The sequence below is a fragment of the Streptomyces sp. NRRL F-525 genome, assembly GCF_000716605.1.
Classification (GTDB): Bacteria; Actinomycetota; Actinomycetes; order Streptomycetales; family Streptomycetaceae; genus Streptomyces.
This window is the reverse complement of sequence record NZ_JNXE01000073.1, coordinates 1-17,809: the sequence shown is the minus strand read 5'-3', so window position 1 is coordinate 17,809 and position 17,809 is coordinate 1. Positions and strand designations below refer to the sequence as shown.

The following is a 17,809-nucleotide window of genomic DNA, read 5'->3' as shown; positions in this document are numbered from 1 at the left end:
CTCCGCCGACCCGACCAGCACCCACGAAGGCTCCGGCTCCGCCACCACCCCAGGCGCCGCCGCCAACTCCGCCCACTCCACCTCGAACAGGGCATCCCGGCTGCCGCCGGCCGCCGCGGTGTCCAACTGCGCCACGTCCACCGGCCGGAAGGTCACCGATTCCACCGTCAGGACTGGGCCGCCGGTCTCGTCGACGGCGGTCAGCGATCGAGCGTCCTGGCCCTGCGGTGCGATCCGCACCCGCAGCGAGGAGGCTCCGGCGGCGTGCAGCACCAGCCGGTTCCAGGCGAACGGCAGGACGTTGTGGCCGTCGTCCGACTGTGCGAACGCCTCCGTGTGCAGTGCGGCGTCCAGCAGGGCCGGGTGGAGGCCGAACCGGGCGGCGCTGTCGCGCAGTTCGTCCGGCAGCACGACCTCGGCGAACAGTTCCTCGCCACGCCGCCACACCGCCCGCAAGCCCTGGAAGGCCGGGCCGTACGCGTATCCGTGGCCGAGCAGTTCGTCGTAGAACCCGGTGACGTCGAGCGGCACTTGCTCCGCGCCGGCCGGCGGCCAGACGGAGACGTCGAAGCCGGCCGTTTCCGTACTCCTGGCCGGAGCCGCTCCCAGGGTTCCGGTGGCGTGCCGGGTCCAGGTGTCCGCGCCGATCTCGCCACCCGTGTCCTCGCGTGCCGAGTAGACGGCGACCGTGCGCGTGCCGTGCTCGTCGGGGCCGCCGACGGCGACCTGGACACGGACACCGCCATGGGCCGGGACGACCAACGGCGCCTCGATGACCAGTTCCTCCAGCATCCCGGCGGCCACGACATCTCCGGCGCGGACGGCCAGTTCGACCAGTCCGGTACCGGGGACGAGGACGACTCCGCCGACAGCGTGGCCCGCGAGCCAGGCATGCGTACGCAGGGACAACCGCGAGGTGCACAGGACGCCGCCGGTCTCCGGCACCTCGACCACGGCACCCAGCAGCGGGTGATCGGCGGTGGACTGGCCGAGCGACACCGCGTCGGCCGCCGGAGCCAGTTGGAGCCAGTAGTGCTGGTGGTCGAAGGCATACGTCGGCAGGTCGAGGTGCGAAGCACCCGCAACCGGCAACACCTTCGCCCAGTCGACCGACCCGCCGTGAACAAAGACCTCGGCGGTCGCGGCGAGGAGGGTCTGCGCCTCAGGACGACCGTCCCGCAGAGCCGCCACACAGGCCGCCCGCTCACCGGCGGACTCGGCCACCACACTCGACAAGGCCGCACCCGGGCCCAGTTCGATGACAACCACATCACCGTCGCCGGCCGCGGCCGCCACACCATCGGCGAAACGCACCGGACGGCGAACGTGGTCCACCCAGTACTGCGGGTCGGTGAACTGACCGGGCTCGGCAAGCCGTCCCGACACGTTCGACACCACCGGGAACTCCGGCTCCGACCACGTCACTTGGGACAGCACGTTCGCGAACTCGTCGAGCATCGGCTCCATCAACACCGAGTGGAAGGCATGCGAGACGCTCAGCCGCTTGGTCTTACGGCCCTGCTCCCCGAGCTTCGCCGCCACCGCCAACACAGCGTCCTCGACGCCGGAAAGGACCACGGACGCCGGACCGTTGACCGCCGCCAGGCCCACACCCTCACCCAACAGCGCCTCGACTTCCGCCTCCGACGCGGCCACCGCGACCATCGCGCCACCCGACGGAAGTGCCTCCATCAGCCGACCCCGAGCCGCCACCACCACCGCCGCATCCCCCAGCGACAGAACCCCGGCCACATGCGCCGCCACGATCTCACCGATCGAATGACCCATCACCGCATCCGGCCGCACACCCCACGACTCCACCAGCCGGAACAGGGCCGTCTCCACAGCGAACAACCCCGCCTGCGTAAACACCGTCCGACTCAGATCACCGGCATCACCCAGGACGACATCCCTGACCGGATGCTCCACCCAGCCCGACAGTTGCGCGTCCAGCGCGGCACACGCCTCGTCGAAGGCCTCCGCGAACACCGGATAGCGCGCATACAACTCACGCCCCATCCCCACCCGCTGCGAACCCTGCCCCGGAAACACCACCACCGTACGAACCGAGCCCCCGGCACTCCCCCTGACCACAACAGGACTCGACTCGCCCCGCGCCAACGCACCCAACCCAACAAGCGCGTCCTCACGCGAACCGGCCACCACCACCGCACGCTCCGACAACACCGCCCGCTGAGCCACCAACGCACTCGCCACGGTGCCCAACGGCACCTCCTCGCCCAACTCCACGAAGGACGCGAGCCGTTCGGCCTGCCCCGTCAGCGCACCGGTGCTCCGCGCAGAGACGACCAGCGGCACCACACCGTCGACGACGTCTGCCGTCGGCTCGGGCTCCGGCGCGGCCGGCGCGGGCGCCTGTTCCAGGATGATGTGCGCGTTCGTGCCGCTCACGCCGAAGGCGGAGACGCCCGCCCGACGCGGCCGGCCGTACTCCGGCCACTCCCGGGCCTCGGTCAGCAGCTCCACCGCACCCGCCGACCATTCGACCTCCGTCGACGGTTCGGTGATGTGCAGGGTGGACGGCAGGACGCCGTGCCGCAGGGCTTCCACGGTCTTGATCACGCCGGCGACGCCGGCGGCGGCCTGTGCGTGCCCGATGTTCGACTTGACCGAGCCCAGCCACAGCGGCCGGTCTTCGGGCCGGTCCTGCCCGTAGGTGGCGAGCAGTGCCTGCGCCTCGATCGGGTCGCCGAGGACGGTACCCGTGCCGTGCGCCTCCACAGCGTCGACGTCGGCCGTCGACAGGCCGGCGTTGGCCAGCGCCTTGCGGATGACGCGCTGTTGGGAGGGCCCGTTGGGCGCTGTCAGGCCGTTCGACGCACCGTCCTGGTTGACCGCCGAGCCGCGGATCACCGCGAGCACGTGGTGCCCGTTGCGCCGGGCTTCCGAGAGGCGCTCCAGAATCACGACACCGGCGCCCTCGGCCCAGCCGGTTCCGTCGGCGGTCGCGGAGAAGGCCTTGCAGCGGCCGTCGGGCGACAGCGCCTGCTGGCGGGAGAACTCCACGAAGGTGTACGGGTTCGCCAGGACGGTCGCACCGCCTGCGAGCGCCATCGAGCACTCGCCCTGCCGCAGTGCCTGGGCGGCGAGGTGAATGGCGACCAACGAGGACGAGCAGGCCGTGTCCACGGTCACGGCCGGGCCCTCGAAGCCGAACACGTAGGAGACCCGGCCGGAGGCCACGCTCCCGGCGGAGCCGGTCGCGGTGAAGCCGCCGAGTTCGGCCGGGACCTCACCGCCGAAGCCGTATCCCTGGGTCATCACGCCGGAGAAGACGCCGACATCGGTTCCCTTCAGGGTTCCCGGGTCGATCCCGGCGCGCTCCATGGCCTCCCACGAGGTCTCCAGGAGCAGCCGCTGCTGCGGGTCCATGGCGAGTGCCTCGCGCGGCGAGATCCCGAAGAATCCCGCGTCGAACAGGCCCGCGTCGTAGAGGAATCCGCCCTGGTCGACGTACGAGGTGCCGACCCGGCCTGCGTCGGAGTCGAACAGGCCGTCGAGGTCCCAGCCGCGGTCGTCCGGGAAGCCGGACATCGCGTCCCGGCCCTCGCTGACCAGCCGCCACAGGTCCTCGGGGTTCGCGACGCCGCCCGGCAGGCGGCACGCCATGCCCACGACGGCGATCGGCTCGTCGGGGTCGGCGACCGACACCGAGGGCGCGACCCGTGCGGCGGTGGCCGCGGGTATGTGGCCGAACGCCTCGTGCAGGTGGCGGGCGAGGGCGAGCGGCGTCGGGTAGTCGAAGACGACGGTCGTCGGCAGGCTGAGGCCGCTGGCCTCACGGACCCGGTTGCGCAGTTCGACCGAGGTGAGCGAGTCGAAACCGGCGTCCTTGAACGCCTTCTCGGGCCGTACGTCGTCGGCCCCGGCGTGCCCGAGGACGGTCGCCACCTGGCCGCGGACCAGGTCGAGCAGCAGCGCCTCCTGCTCCTCCGGCGTGAGCCCGGCCAGCCGGTCGGCGAGGCCGCCGACGCCGCGCTGTGCGGTGGCCGCGCGGGCGGTCTGCCTGCCGGTACGGACCAGGCCGCGCATCAGCGGCTGCACCGCGCCACCGGACGCGGCGTCGGCGCGGGCGGCTCGAAGGTCGAGCTTGATGGGTACGACGAGCGCCTGTTCGGCGTGGAGGGCAGCGTCGAAGAGGGCGAAGCCCTCGGCCGGGGTGAGTGCCTGGACGCCGCCACGGCTCATGCGGGCCTGGTCGAGTTCGCTGAGGTGGGCGGTCAGGCCGGTGCTCTGCCGCCACAGGCCCCAGGCCATCGAGACACCGGGCAGACCGGCGGCCCGGCGGCGGGCCATCAGGCCGTCGAGGAAGGAGTTGGCGGCCGCGTAGTTTCCCTGACCGGCCGATCCGAAGAGCCCGGCGCCGGAGGAGAACACCGCGAAGGTGGTCAAGCCCAGATCGCGGGTCAGTTCGTCCAGGTGGCGGACGGCGGTGGCCTTCGGGGCGAAGACCCCTTCGACGCGTTCCGGCGTCAGCGCGCCGATCACCCCGTCGTCCAGCGCACCGGCCGTGTGGACGACACCGGTGAGAGGGTGCTCGGCCGGTACGGCCGCCAGCAGTGCCGCCACGGCGTCCCGGTCGGCGACATCGCACGCGGTGACCGTCACCATCGCTCCGGACTCGGTGAGTTCGGCGACCAGTTCGGCCGCGCCCTCCGCGGCGGGGCCGCGGCGACTGACCAGCAGCAGGTGCCGTACACCGTGCTCGTCGACCAGGTGCCGCGCGAGCAGGGAGCCCAGGGAGCCGGTGCCGCCGGTGACGAGGACAGTGCCCTCGGGGTCGAAGGCAGCGGGGGTGTCGGAGGTGGCGGCTCCGGTCGTGTCGCGGACGAGGCGAGGGGCGCTGAGCAACTGGCCGCGGGCGGCGAGCTGGGGTTCGCCGGTGGCCAGGACCGCGGCGAGGACCGGTTCCATCTCGATGCCGGTGACATCGAGATCGGAGTCGGCGGCGGTGTCCAGCAGGACGATCCGCTCGGGGTCCTCCGCCTGGGCGGCCCGGATCAGGCCCCATACGGCGGCGCCCGCCGGGTCGGTGACATCGGCGTCGCCGCCGACGGGCATCGCGCCCCGGGTGAGAACGACCAGCCGGGAGGCGGCCAGGCTCGGGGCGGCGAGCCACGCCTGGACCATGGACAGGATGCGGTTGGTCAGGGGCAGCGCGTCATCGCCGTCGCCGCTGCCGAACGCCTGCGCCACGGCGACGACCGGGGTGGTGACGTTGGCGGCGAGGATCTCCACCTCGTCGGCGTGGAACAGCGGCACCCACGGCGGCAGCGTTTCCGTGCTCGGGGCAGGTGCGGGCAGTTCGGCCCACTCCACCCGGAACAGGGAGTCGTGGCCCGGGCCCGCGACGGCCGCCGCGGCGGAGAGCTGTTCTGCGGTGACCGGCAGGAAGGAGAGCGCGTCCAGCGTCAGGACGGGTGCGCCGGTCTCGTCGGCTGCCGTCAGCGACAGCCGGTCGGACCCGGCCGGCGCGAGCTTCACCCGCAGCGACGAGGCGCCCGTGGCACGGAGCGTCAGTCCGGTCCACTCGGCGGGCTGCCAGAGGCTCTGCCTCTCGTCCGTGGCCGTCGACGCGTTCGGGCTTGTGCCCACCCCGTTCCCACCGGCGTCGGTGCTCGCGTCGGCCACGGCCGCGTGGCGCAGGCCGGAGTGGAGAGCCGCTTCCAGGAGTGCCGGGTGCAGCCCGAAGCGGCTCGCGTCGCCGCGCTGTTCGTCCGGGAGGGCCAGTTCGGCGAAGACCTCGTCACCGCGCCGCCACAGCGCCCGTACGCCCTGGAAGACCGGGCCGTACGCGTGGCCGAGCCGGAACAGGTCGTCGTAGAGCTCGTCGACGTTCGCGGGCCGGGCTCCCGTGGGCGGCCAGAGGGAGAGGTCGTCGTCGGTCGTGGAGCGGTCGGCGGCTGCGGTGGAGAGCCGTCCGGTGGCGTGGCGGGTCCAGGCGTCCGCGCCCGTGTCCTCGGCGGCGTCCTCGCGGATCGAGTAGACGTCGATCGTGCGGGCCCCGTCCTCGGCGGGTCCGCCGACGGTGACCTGGATACGGACACCGCCCTGCTCGGGCAGCACGAGAGGCGCCTCGACGACCAGTTCGTCCAGCGTGCCGCAGCCGACCTCGTCACCGGCGCGAACGGCCAGTTCGACCAGCGCGCCGCCAGGCACGACGACCATGCCGCCGATGACGTGGTCCGCGAGCCAGGGGTGGGTGCGGAGCGACAGGCGGGAGGTGAAGGCCAGGCCGTCCGACTGCGGCAGCCGGACCACCGCGCCGAGCAGCGGGTGGTCGGCGGCGGCCTGGCCGAGGGAGGCGGCGTCGGTCGCGGGGGCGGTCTGGAGCCAGTAGTGCTGGTGGTCGAAGGCGTACGTCGGGAGGTCGACCTGGTCGGCGGATCCCTCGGGGAGCATGCCGGTCCAGTCGACCGCGACACCGTGGACGAAGAGTTCGGCCATCGAGGTCAGCAAACGGCGCGGGCCACCTTCGTCACGGCGCAGCGAGCCACCGACAAGCGCCGTCGCGCCCTCGGTATCGACGATCTCGCTGACCGGCTGGACCAGCACCGGGTGGGCACTGGACTCGACGAACACCGTGTGTCCTTCGGCCAGGAGAGCCGCGATCGCGGGACCGAAGCGGACCTGATTGCGCAGGTTGCGGTACCAGTAGCCGCCGTCGAGGACACCCGCCTCACGGACCCATTCACCGGTCACCGTCGAGTAGAAGGGAACCAGGGGCGCTTGGGCGCGGATGTCCGCGAACGCGCTGGCGAGGGTCTCCTCGATCGCCTCCACGTGCCGGGTGTGGGAGGCGTAGTCCACCGCCACCCGACGCACCCGCACACCATCCGCCACCAGGACATCAAGGGCCTCGTCCAAGGCTTCGGCGTCACCGGCGATCACCACCGACGCCGGACCGTTGACCGCCGCGACCTCGACCCGACCCGCCCAGCGCTCCAGCCGCTCTACGACGTCGGCCTCCGCCAGCGCCACCGAGGCCATGCCACCACGGCCCGCCAGGCTCCCGGCGATGACCTGGCTGCGCACCGCCACGATCCGGGCAGCATCCTCCAGCGACAACGCACCCGACACACACGCGGCGGCAATCTCACCCTGGGAATGGCCGACCACCGCATCGGGAACCACACCCACCGACGCCCACACCGCAGCCAAACCAACCATCACCGCGAAGCTGGCGGGCTGCAACACATCGACCCGCTCCAGGAGTTCAGCCGGAGCGTCTCCCCTCAGCACGTCGACGAGCGACCAGTCGACCCAACGCTCAAGCACCGCAGCGCACTCGGCGATCCGCTCCGCGAACACCGGCGAAGAATCCAGGAGTTCACGACCCATGCCAGCCCACTGCGAACCCTGACCGGGGAACACCAACACCGTCCGGCCCAAAGCGGCGGTGCCGAACGATCCGCCGGTGACGACGCCGGGGTGGGACTCGCCGTGTGCCAGGGCATTGAGGCCTGACAGGGCGTCGTTCCGGGAGGCGGCCACGATCACCGCGCGGTCGGAGAGCAGCGCCCGTCGCGTCACCAGGGTCGCCGCCACGGCCTCCAGCGGCACGGTCTGTGCCGTCTCGGGCGTCTCGACGAACGACGCGAGCCGCGCGGCCTGTCCCGCCAGGGATGCCGCCGAGGCGGCGGACACGACCAGGGGAACCACACCGTCGGTCGAGGTGGCCGGCGGTGCGGATTCGCTCTCCGGTGCCTGTTCCAGGATCAGGTGCGCGTTCGTGCCGCTGATGCCGAAACTGGAGATCCCGGCGCGGCGCGGCCTGCCCTCCTCCGGCCAGGCGCGGGCCTCGGTGAGCAGTTCGACCGCGCCCGCCGTCCAGTCGACCTGGGGCGTCGGTTCCGTCACGTTGAGCGTGGGCGGCATGACGCCGTGCCGCAGCGCCTGCACCATCTTGATCACGGCGGAGACACCCGCGGCTGCCTGCGTGTGACCCACGTTCGACTTGAGCGATCCCAGCCACAGCGGGCGCTCCGGGTCCCGGTCGCGGCCGTAGGTGGCGAGCAGGGCCTGTGCCTCGATCGGGTCGCCGAGTTCCGTGCCGGTGCCGTGTGCCTCCACCACGTCGATGTCGGCCGCGGCGAGGCCCGCGTTGGCGAGGGCCTTGCGGATGACGCGTTGCTGCGAGGGGCCGTTGGGCGCGGTCAGGCCGTTCGAGGCGCCGTCCTGGTTGACCGCCGAGCCGCGCACGACCGCGAGCACCCGGTGTCCGCGGCGGCGGGCCTCCGAGAGGCGTTCCAGGACGACGATGCCGACGCCCTCGGACAGGATGGTGCCGTCGGCACCGGCCGAGAACGCCTTGACCCGGCCGTCGGCGGCGAGGCCGCGCTGCCGGGACATGCCGCGCAGGCCGATCGGCGAGCCCATGACGGCCACTCCGCCGGCCAGGGCGAGCGAGCACTCGCCCTGGCGCAGTGCCTGGGCGGCGAGGTGGATGGTGACGAGGGACGAGGAGCAGGCGGTGTCGACGGTCACGGACGGCCCCTCGAAGCCGAACGCGTACGAGACCCGGCCGGAGGCCACGCTGCCCGCGGTGGCCGTGGTGACGAACCCTTCGAGTTCGTCGGGCATGTTGCTGAGGGACTCGACGTAGTCGTGGATGGAGACGCCCGAGAAGACGCCGATGTTGTCGCCGCGCGCGGAGCGGGGGTCGATGCCGGCGCGCTCCAGGGCCTCCCACGAGGTCTCCAGCAACAGCCGCTGCTGCGGGTCCATGGCCAAGGCCTCGCGCGGCGAGATCCCGAAGAAGCCGGCGTCGAACTGGGCGGCGTCCTGCAGGAATCCGCCCTTGTGCACATAGGCCGTGCCGGGCTTGTCGGGGTCGGTGTCGAACAGGCCGTCGAGGTCCCAGCCGCGGTCGTCGGGGAGGGCCACCATGCCGTCGCGGCCCTCGGCCACGAGGCGCCAGAGGCTGTCGGGGTCGTCGACGCCACCGGGCAGGCGGCAGGCCATGCCGACGATGGCGATGGGCTCGTCGGGGTCGGCGGTCACGACGGTGGAGAGGGTGGTGGCGCCGGCGCCCGCGGTGTCGTCGCCGAGTTCCTCGCGCAGGTAGCGGGCGAGTGCCACCGGGGTGGGGTAGTCGAAGATGAGGGTGGCGGGGAGCTTGACGCCGGTGGCGGCGCCGAGCCGGTTGCGGAGTTCGACGGCGGTGAGCGAGTCGAAGCCGATCTCGCTGAACCCGCGGGTGCCCTGGGCGAGTTCGGCGGCGTTGAAGCCGAGGACCGCGGTGGCTTCGGCCTGCACGATGCCGAGGAGGACGGCCTCCTGTTCCGCGTCGGGCAGTCCGGCGAGGCGGCGGACCAGGTCGCTGCCGTCGCCCGCGCCGGCGCGGGCGAGGCGGCGGCCACTTCGCACGAGGCTGCGCAGCAGGTGCGGGACGGTGCCGCCGGAGCTCGCGTCGGAGCGCAGGGACCGCAGGTCGAGCTTGATCGGCACGAGCAGGGCGTGTTCGCCTCGCAGGCCGGTGTCGAGGAGGGCCAGGGCCTCGGCGGGGGCGAGCGGCAGGACGCCGCCGCGGCTCATGCGGGCCTGGTCGGTCTCGCTGAGGTGGGCGGTCAGGCCGGTGCTCTGCCGCCACAGGCCCCAGGCCATCGAGACACCGGGCAGACCGGCGGCCCGGCGCTGGGCCATGAGGGCGTCGAGGAAGGAGTTGGCAGCCGCGTAACTGCCCTGGCCTGCCGAGCCGAGCAGTGCGGCGGCGGACGAGAAGACGGTGAACGACGCGAGCCCGGGGGCGAGTTCGCGGGTCAGTTCGTCCAGGTGGCGCACGGCGGTGACCTTGGGGGCGAAGACGCCTTCGATACGTTCCGGCGTCAGCGCGCCGATCACCCCGTCGTCCAGGACGCCGGCGAGGTGGACGACACCGGTGAGAGGGTGCTCGGCCGGTACGGCCGCCAGCAGTGCCGCCACGGCGTCCCGGTCGGCGACATCGCACGCGGCGAGGGTCACCACAGCGCCGGACTCGCTGAGTTCGGCGACCAGTTCGGGCGCGCCCTCCGCGGCGGGGCCGCTGCGACTGACCAGCAGCAGGTGGCGTACGCCGTGCTCGTCGACCAGGTGCCGGGCCACCATGGCGCCCAGGGAACCGGTGCCGCCGGTGACGAGGACGGTGCCCGCGGGGTCGAAGACGTACGTGGCCCCGCTCTCGGCCTGGGGCTCGGCGGGGGCGGCGGTCGCGCGCACCAGGCGTGGCGCGGACAGGGCCGTGCCGCGGACGGCGACGAGGGGCTCACCGGTGGCCAGTACGGGCCCGAGGACGGGACCCGCTCCGGCGGAGCCGGCGGGGTCGAGGTCCACGAGCACGATGCGGTCGGGGTTCTCCGCCTGGGCAGCGCGGATCAGGCCCCAGACGGCGGCGCCCGCCGGGTCGGTGACGTCGGCGTCGCCGCCGGCGGGCACCGCGCCCCGGGTCGCGACGACGAGGGGCACGGCGTCCAGGCCGGGTGCGGCGGCCAGCCACGCCTGGATCACGGCCACGACGCGGGTGGTGAGGCCGAGCGGATCCTCGCCGTCTCCGGTCGTCGCCGTGAGGACGGCGACCGGCGGCAGGGTCTCGCGTGCGGCCAGCGCCGTCACGTCGTCGGCGGTGGCGAGCGGAGCCCAGGAGGCGGGCGCGGCGGCGCCCTCGGGAGCGGGCAGCGGGGTCCACTCCACGCGGAACAGCGAGTCGCGGCTGTCCCGGCCGGCCGCTCCGGCGTCCAACTGCTCGGCGGTGACCGGCAGGGACACCAGCGAGTCCATGGTCAGGACGAGGTCACCGGTCTCGTCGGCGGCCTGGAACGAGAGGGCGTCCGGGCCGCTCGGGGCGACGCGCACACGCAGGGCGGAGGCGCCCAGGGCGTGCAGGACGAGACCGTTCCAGGCGAAGGGCAGGACCTTGCGGTCGTCGTCGGGGTTGGCGAAGGCGTTGGTGTGCAGGGCGGCGTCGAGCAGGGCCGGGTGGATGCCGAACCGGTCGGCGTTCTCCCGCTGCTCGGGCGGCAGCGCGGCTTCGGCGAACAGTTCGTCGCCGCGCCGCCACACGCCGCGCAGGCCCTGGAAGGCCGGGCCGTACGCGTATCCGCGGGCGACCAGGTCGGGGTAGAAGTCGTCGATGGCGACGGGCTGCGCGCCGGCCGGGGGCCAGGCGGCGAAGTCCACGGCGGGCTTCGGGTCGGCGACCGGGGCGGCGATGGAGAGCAGGCCGGTGGCGTGCCGGGTCCACTCCCCCTGTCCGGCCTCGTCGGCGGCCTCCTCACGGAGGGAGTACACGTCCACGGTGCGCGAGCCGTTGGGGCCGGCACCGCCGACGGCGACCTGGACGCGGACGCCGCCCTGCTCGGGCAGCACGAGGGGCGCCTCGATGACGAGTTCCTCCAGGACGGCGCAGCCGAACTCGTCGCCGGCGCGGACCGCCAGATCGACGTAGACGGTGCCGGGCACGACGACCACGCCGCCGATGGCGTGGTCCGCGAGCCAGGGGTGGGTGCGCAGGGAGAGCCGGGAGGTGAGGACCAGGCCGTCGGACTGGGGCAGCGGGACCACCGCGCCGAGCAGCGGGTGGTCGGTGCCGCTCAGGCCGAGCGAGGCGGCGTCGACGGCGGTGCCGGTCAGCTGGATCCAGTAGTGCTGGTGGTCGAAGGCGTACGTCGGGAGGTCGATCCGTCCGGCGTCGGGGCCGGCCGTGAGGATGCCGCTCCAGTCGACGTGGACGCCGCGGACGAAGAGTTCGGCCATCGAGGTGAACAGGCGGCGGCTACCGCCCTCGTCGCGGCGCAGGGAGCCGGTCACGACGGCGTCGGTGTCGGCGCGGTCCACGATCTCGCTGATCGGCTGGACCAGGACGGGGTGGGCGCTGGATTCCACGAACACCGTGTGGCCCCCGGCAAGGAGGTCGGCGATCGCGGGACCGAAGCGGACCTGCCGGCGCAGGTTGCGGTACCAGTAGCCGCCGTCGAGGACACCCGCCTCGCGGACCCATTCCCCGGTCACGGTGGAGAGGAACGGTACGGCGGGGGCCTGGCTGCGGATGTCGGCGAAGGCTTCGCCCAAGGTCTCCTGGACGGCCTCGACGTGCCGGGAGTGCGAGGCGTAGTCGACGGCGACGCGGCGCACGCGTACGCCTTGGTCCTCCAGTGCGTCGAGGGCCTCGTCGAGGGCTTCGGCGTCACCAGCGATCACGACCGACGCCGGACCGTTGACCGCCGCGACCTCGACCCGACCCGCCCAGCGCTCCAGCCGCTCCACGACGTCGGCCTCCGCCAACGCCACCGACGCCATGCCACCACGACCCGCGAGACTGCCGGCGATCACCTGACTGCGCACCGCCACGATGCGGGCAGCGTCCTCCAGCGACAACGCTCCAGACACACACGCGGCGGCAATCTCACCCTGCGAATGACCGACCACCGCATCGGGAACCACACCCACCGACGCCCACACGGCCGCAAGACCCACCATCACCGCGAAGCTGGCGGGCTGCACCACATCGACCCGCTCCAGGAGTTCAGCCGGAGCATCTCCCCGCAGCACATCCACGAGCGACCAGTCGACCCAACGCTCAAGCACCGCAGCGCACTCGGCGATACGCGACGCGAACACCGGGGAGGAATCCAGGAGTTCACGACCCATACCAACCCACTGCGAACCCTGGCCCGGGAAGACGAGGACGACTTTTCCGGCCCCGCCCGGCGTCGACGCGCTACCGACGGCCACCGTGGAAGCGGCCTCGCCCGCCGCCAGGGCACGCAGCCCCGCCAGTGCCTCCTCGGACGAGCCGGCCACGACGACCGCACGCTCGCCGAGCACCGCCCGGCCGGTGGCCAGTGCGGCCGCCACGTCGGCGAGCGCGACCGTTCCGGAGGCCTCGACGAACGACGCGAGCCGTTCCGCCTGGCCGGTCAGCGAGGCGACCGTGGCCGCCGAGACGACGAGCGGCACCACGCCGTCGGCCGTGGGAGCCGGAGCGGAGTCCGCGGCGGGCTCCTCCTCCAGCGCCTGCTCCAGGATCACGTGGGCGTTCGTGCCGCTGGCACCGAACGAGGACACACCGGCCCGGCGCGGATGGTCGTCCTGGGGCCAGTCCCGTGTCTCCGTCAGCAGTTCCACCGCACCCGCCGTCCAGTCCACCTGCGGGGTGGGCTCGTCGACGTGCCGGGTGGCGGGCATGACGCCGTGTCGCAGCGCCTGCACCATGTTGATCACGCCGGCCACGCCGGAAGCGGCCTGGGTGTGGCCGATCACCGACTTGACCGAGCCGAGCCGCAACGGCCGGTCCCCGGGCCGGTCCTGGCCGTAGGTGGCCATCAGTGCCTGCGCCTCGATCGGGTCCCCGAGGACGGTGCCCGTGCCGTGACCCTCGACCATGTCGATGTCGGCCGCGGTGAGGTCGGCGCTCTCCAGGGCCTTGCGGATGACGCGCTGCTGCGCGGGGCCGTTGGGCGCCGTCAGGCCGTTCGAGGCGCCGTCCTGGTTGAGGGCCGAGCCGCGGATCACCGCGAGCACCCGGTGCCCGTTGCGCCGGGCCTCGGACAGGCGTTCCAGGAGGATCACACCGGCGCCCTCGGCCCAGCTGGAGCCGTCCGCGCAGGCCGCGTACGACTTGCAGCGGCCGTCGAAGGCGAGGCCGCGCTGCCGGGCGAAGCCGACGAACCCGCCGGGGGTCGACATGACGGTCGCGCCCCCGGCCAGGGCCATGGAGCACTCACCGCGCCGCAGTGCCTGGGAAGCCAGATGGATGGCGACCAGGGAGGAGGAGCACATGGTGTCGACGGTGACGGCGGGGCCTTCGAGGCCGAGGGTGTAGGCGACCCGCCCCGAGGCGACACCGCCCGCGGTACCCAGGGCGCGCTCCAGGCTGAGGAAGCCCTCAAACCCGCTGAGGTCGGGCGCGTAGTCCTGGTGGACCATGCCGGCGAACACGCCGATGTCGGTGCCGCGCAACGAGTGCGGGTCGAGGCCGGCCCGTTCGAGGGCCTCCCAGGAGACCTCCAGGAGCTGCCGCTGCTGGGGGTCCATCGCGAGCGCCTCACGCGGCGAGATCCCGAAGAACGCGGCATCGAACTGGCCGGCGTCGTGCAGGAACGCGCCCTCGCGAACGTACGTCGTACCGGGGTTGTCCGGGTCGGGGTGGTAGAGGCCCTCCAGGTCCCAGCCGCGGTCCTCCGGGAAGGTGGTGTAGACGTCGGTGCCGTCGGTCACCACCCGCCACAGGTCCTCGGGGGTGCGGATGCCGCCCGCGTACCGACAGGCCATCGAAACGATCGCGATGGGTTCGGCCGAGGCCTCGGAGAGACGCTGGTTCTCCTGTTGGAGCCGCGCGTTCTCCTTGAGCGAGGCACGCAGTGCGTTGACGATCTGCTCGTCCGGCGCCGTCATCTCGGTACGTCCTCCGTCTTTGCCGCTGTCGGTGAGTCAGGTGTCGGTGAGTCAGGTGCTCAGTTGGCGTGGTTGCCGAGGGCGCGCTGTACGAGGTCGGCGACGTCCATCACGTCGATCAGGTCGGTGTCGGCGGCGGCGGGCGCCACCGGTTCCGGTTCGGTCGCCGACCCGGGGACGGAGCCGTCCTCGGGGCCCACGAGGGTGAGCAGCGTGTCGAGAAGGCCGGCCTCCCTGAAGCGGGAGATCGGGACCTGCGCGAGTACGCGTCGCAGGTCGTCCTCCCGCCCGTCCAGGTCGTCGTCGCCCGTCTCCGTCAGCAGCTCGGAGCGGAGGAATCCGACGAGGGCGTCCGGGGTCGGATAGTCGAAGACGAGGGTCGCCGGCAGCCGCAGACCGGTGGCCACGTGCAGGCTGTTGCGGAGGTTGACGGCGGCGAGCGAGTCGAAGCCGACCTCCTGGAAGGACTGGAGCGGGCCGATGCTCTCCGCGCTGCTGTGTCCGAGGACGGTCGCGGCCTGCCCGCAGACCAGCCGGAGCAGCAGTCGGTTCTGTTCGGCCTCCGGGACGTCCTGGAGGGAGTCCACCAGGGACGAGGTGGTGTCGCTGTTCTCGGCGTCGGGCTGGGACGCGCGCAGGGCGGCGGCGGCCTCGGGGAGGTCGGCGAAGAGCGGGCTGACCCGTACGGAGGTGAACGCCGGGATGAACGCCTCCCAGTCCATGTCGACGACCGTCACGGCCTTCTCCCGCGCCTCCACGGCCTGTTCGAAGGCGGTCGTCGCGACCTGCGGGGCCATCGGCAGGACACCGCGGCGGCGCAGCTGGGCGAGGGTCGCCTCGTCCATGCCGGGGCCAGCCTCGTCGAGGGCTCCCCAGGCGATCGAGGTGGCCGCGAGGCCCCGGCCGCGGCGCCGTTCGACCAGGGCGTCCAGGACGGCGTTGGCCGCGCCGGAGACGCCTTGACCGCCACCGCCCCAGATCCCGGCGATCGAGGAGAAGACCACGAAGGCGTCGAGCGGGGTCCTCCCAAGGGTGTCGGTCCCGGTCCCGGTATCGGAATCGCTGTCGCCGTCGCCGTCGCCGTTGCTCTCCATGAACACTTGGTCGAGCCACAGGGCGGTGTCGACCTTTGCGGCGAACACCTCCGTGAGGTCGGCGAGGCCGGTGTCGGCCACGTTGCTGGTCCAGGCGGTGTCCGCGGCGTGCACGACGGCGGTGAGCGGCTCTCCCTCCGGGGTCTCGGTGATCAGGCGGGCGAGCGTCCCGCGGTCGGCGTCGGCACAGGAGACGACGGCCGTGTCGGCCCCCATGTCCGCGAGCTTGCCCAGCAGGTCGGCGACGGCGTCGGCGGGCGCCTGAGCCGTGGTCGTGACGATGAGACGGCGTACCCCTGACCGGGCGAGCCAGAGCGAGGCGTGTGTGCCGAGGGCCTCGGCGCCGCCGGTCACCAGGACGGTGCCCCGGGGCTGCCAGCCACCGTCGGCGGGTGTTTCGGGGGCGGGCTTGCGGGTGAGTCGGCGGCTGTAGACGCCGGCACGGCGGACAGCGAGCTGGTCGTCCCCCGCGGTGCCGTTCAACGCGCCCACGAGGTACTGCGCGGTGCGGGCGTCGGCGGTCACCGGCAGGTCGATCAAACCACCCCACCGGTCGGGGTGTTCCAGGGCCACGGCACGGCCCAGGCCCCAGAGGGCCGCTTCGCCGGGCGCGGTGACGGTGTCCTGGACGCCGGTGTTCACCGCCCCCCGGGTCAGACACCACAGCGGCCCGTCGACGCCCGCGTCCCCGAGCGCCTGAACCAGCGCGAGGGTCCGGGCAGCGACGGCGGTGGCGTCCCGCGTGCCGTCGAGGGCGAGCAGGGAAAGGACCCCCGCGGGCTCGTACTCGGCCCGGACAGCGCTCAGTTGCTCGGCGAGCCCGGTACGGGTGACGTCGGACACGGCGATCTCCAGGGGTACGACATCCAGTCCCTGGGCGCCGAGCGCCACGAGAAGCTCGGTCACCCGGGAGCCCGCCGCGGAACCGGTCGGGCCACCCGCGGGCAGGACGGCGAGCCAGCGGCCCGCGGGCACCCCGGACACCTCGCGCTCCAAGGGCCGCCAGGTGACGGCGTAACGGAGGCGCTCGGCGCTGGACCGCTGCCGCCGCCTGCCGCGCCAGTCCGCCAGCACCGGTACGACGGTGCGTAGGGCGTCGCGCAGGCCAGCGGAGTCCGGAGCGAGCAGCCCCGCGAGCGAGTCGGCGTCGGTCCGCTCGACGGCACTCCAGAAGTCCGCGTCGGTGTCCTCGCCCGAAGCTCCGCCGCCGTCGGCGCTCTCGGCCTCCTGCAGCCAGTAGTGACGTCGGTCGAAGGCGTACGTGGGCAGGTCCACGTGCCTCGTATCCGTGCCGACGCCATTCGGGAGGACGCCGGTCCAGTCGACGGGCACGCCCCGGACGAACAGTTCGGCCATCGAGGTCAGCAGGCGGCGCGGGCCGCCGTCCTCCCGGCGCAGCGTGCTGCCGACGACGGCGCGCAGCCTGACCGTGTCTTCCGCCTGATCGACGATCTCGCTGACCGGCTGGACCAGGACGGGGTGGGCGCTGGACTCCACGAACACCGTGTGTCCCTCGGCCAAGAGAGCCGCGATCGCGGGACCGAAGCGGACCTGACCCCGCAGGTTGCGGTACCAGTAGCCGCCGTCCAGGACGTCCGATTCACGGACCCACTCACCGGTCACCGTCGAGTAGAAGGGAATCAGCGGCGCCTGGGCGCGGATGTCGGCGAAAGCGGTGGCCAACGTCTCCTCGATCGCCTCCACATGCCGGGAATGGGAGGCGTAATCCACCGCCACCCGACGCACCCGCACACCATCCGCCGCCAGGACATCAAGGGCCTCGTCCAAGGCTTCCGCGTCACCGGCGATCACGACAGACGCCGGACCGTTGACAGCCGCCACCTCAACCCGACCGCCCCAACGCTCCAAACGCTTGAGCGCGTCCTCCTCCGCCAGCGCCACCGAGGCCATACCACCACGGCCCGCCAGACTCCCGGCGATCACCTGACTGCGCACCGCCACGATGCGGGCAGCGTCCTCCAGCGACAACGCACCCGACACGCACGCGGCGGCAATCTCTCCTTGTGAGTGACCGACCACCGCGTCGGGCACCACACCCACCGACGCCCACACCGCCGCCAAACCAACCATCACCGCGAAGCTGGCGGGCTGCACCACATCGACCCGCTCCAGGAGTTCAGCCGAAGCATCGCCCCGCAGCACATCCACCAGCGACCAGTCGACCCAACGCTCAAGCACCGCAGCACACTCGGCGACCCGCTCCGCGAACACCGGGGAGGAATCCAGGAGTTCACGACCCATACCAACCCACTGCGAACCCTGACCCGGGAAGACGAGCACCGTCCGACCCGCACCCACCGCAC

2 protein-coding genes are annotated in these 17,809 nt (G+C 72.9%); both read right to left on the bottom strand.

Annotation, left to right across the window (positions count from 1 at the left end):
• Positions 1-14,391 (bottom strand): type I polyketide synthase (locus OO69_RS53670; protein ID WP_033287229.1); only part of this gene is annotated, 14,391 nt, incomplete at its 3' end.
• A 59-nt stretch (positions 14,392-14,450) separates the two neighbouring features.
• On the bottom strand, positions 14,451-17,786 hold the full coding sequence (locus tag OO69_RS47220) for an acyltransferase domain-containing protein (protein WP_420707977.1): 3,336 nt from the start codon (positions 17,784-17,786) through the stop codon (positions 14,451-14,453).
• Between the last annotated feature and the right edge of the window lie 23 nt (positions 17,787-17,809).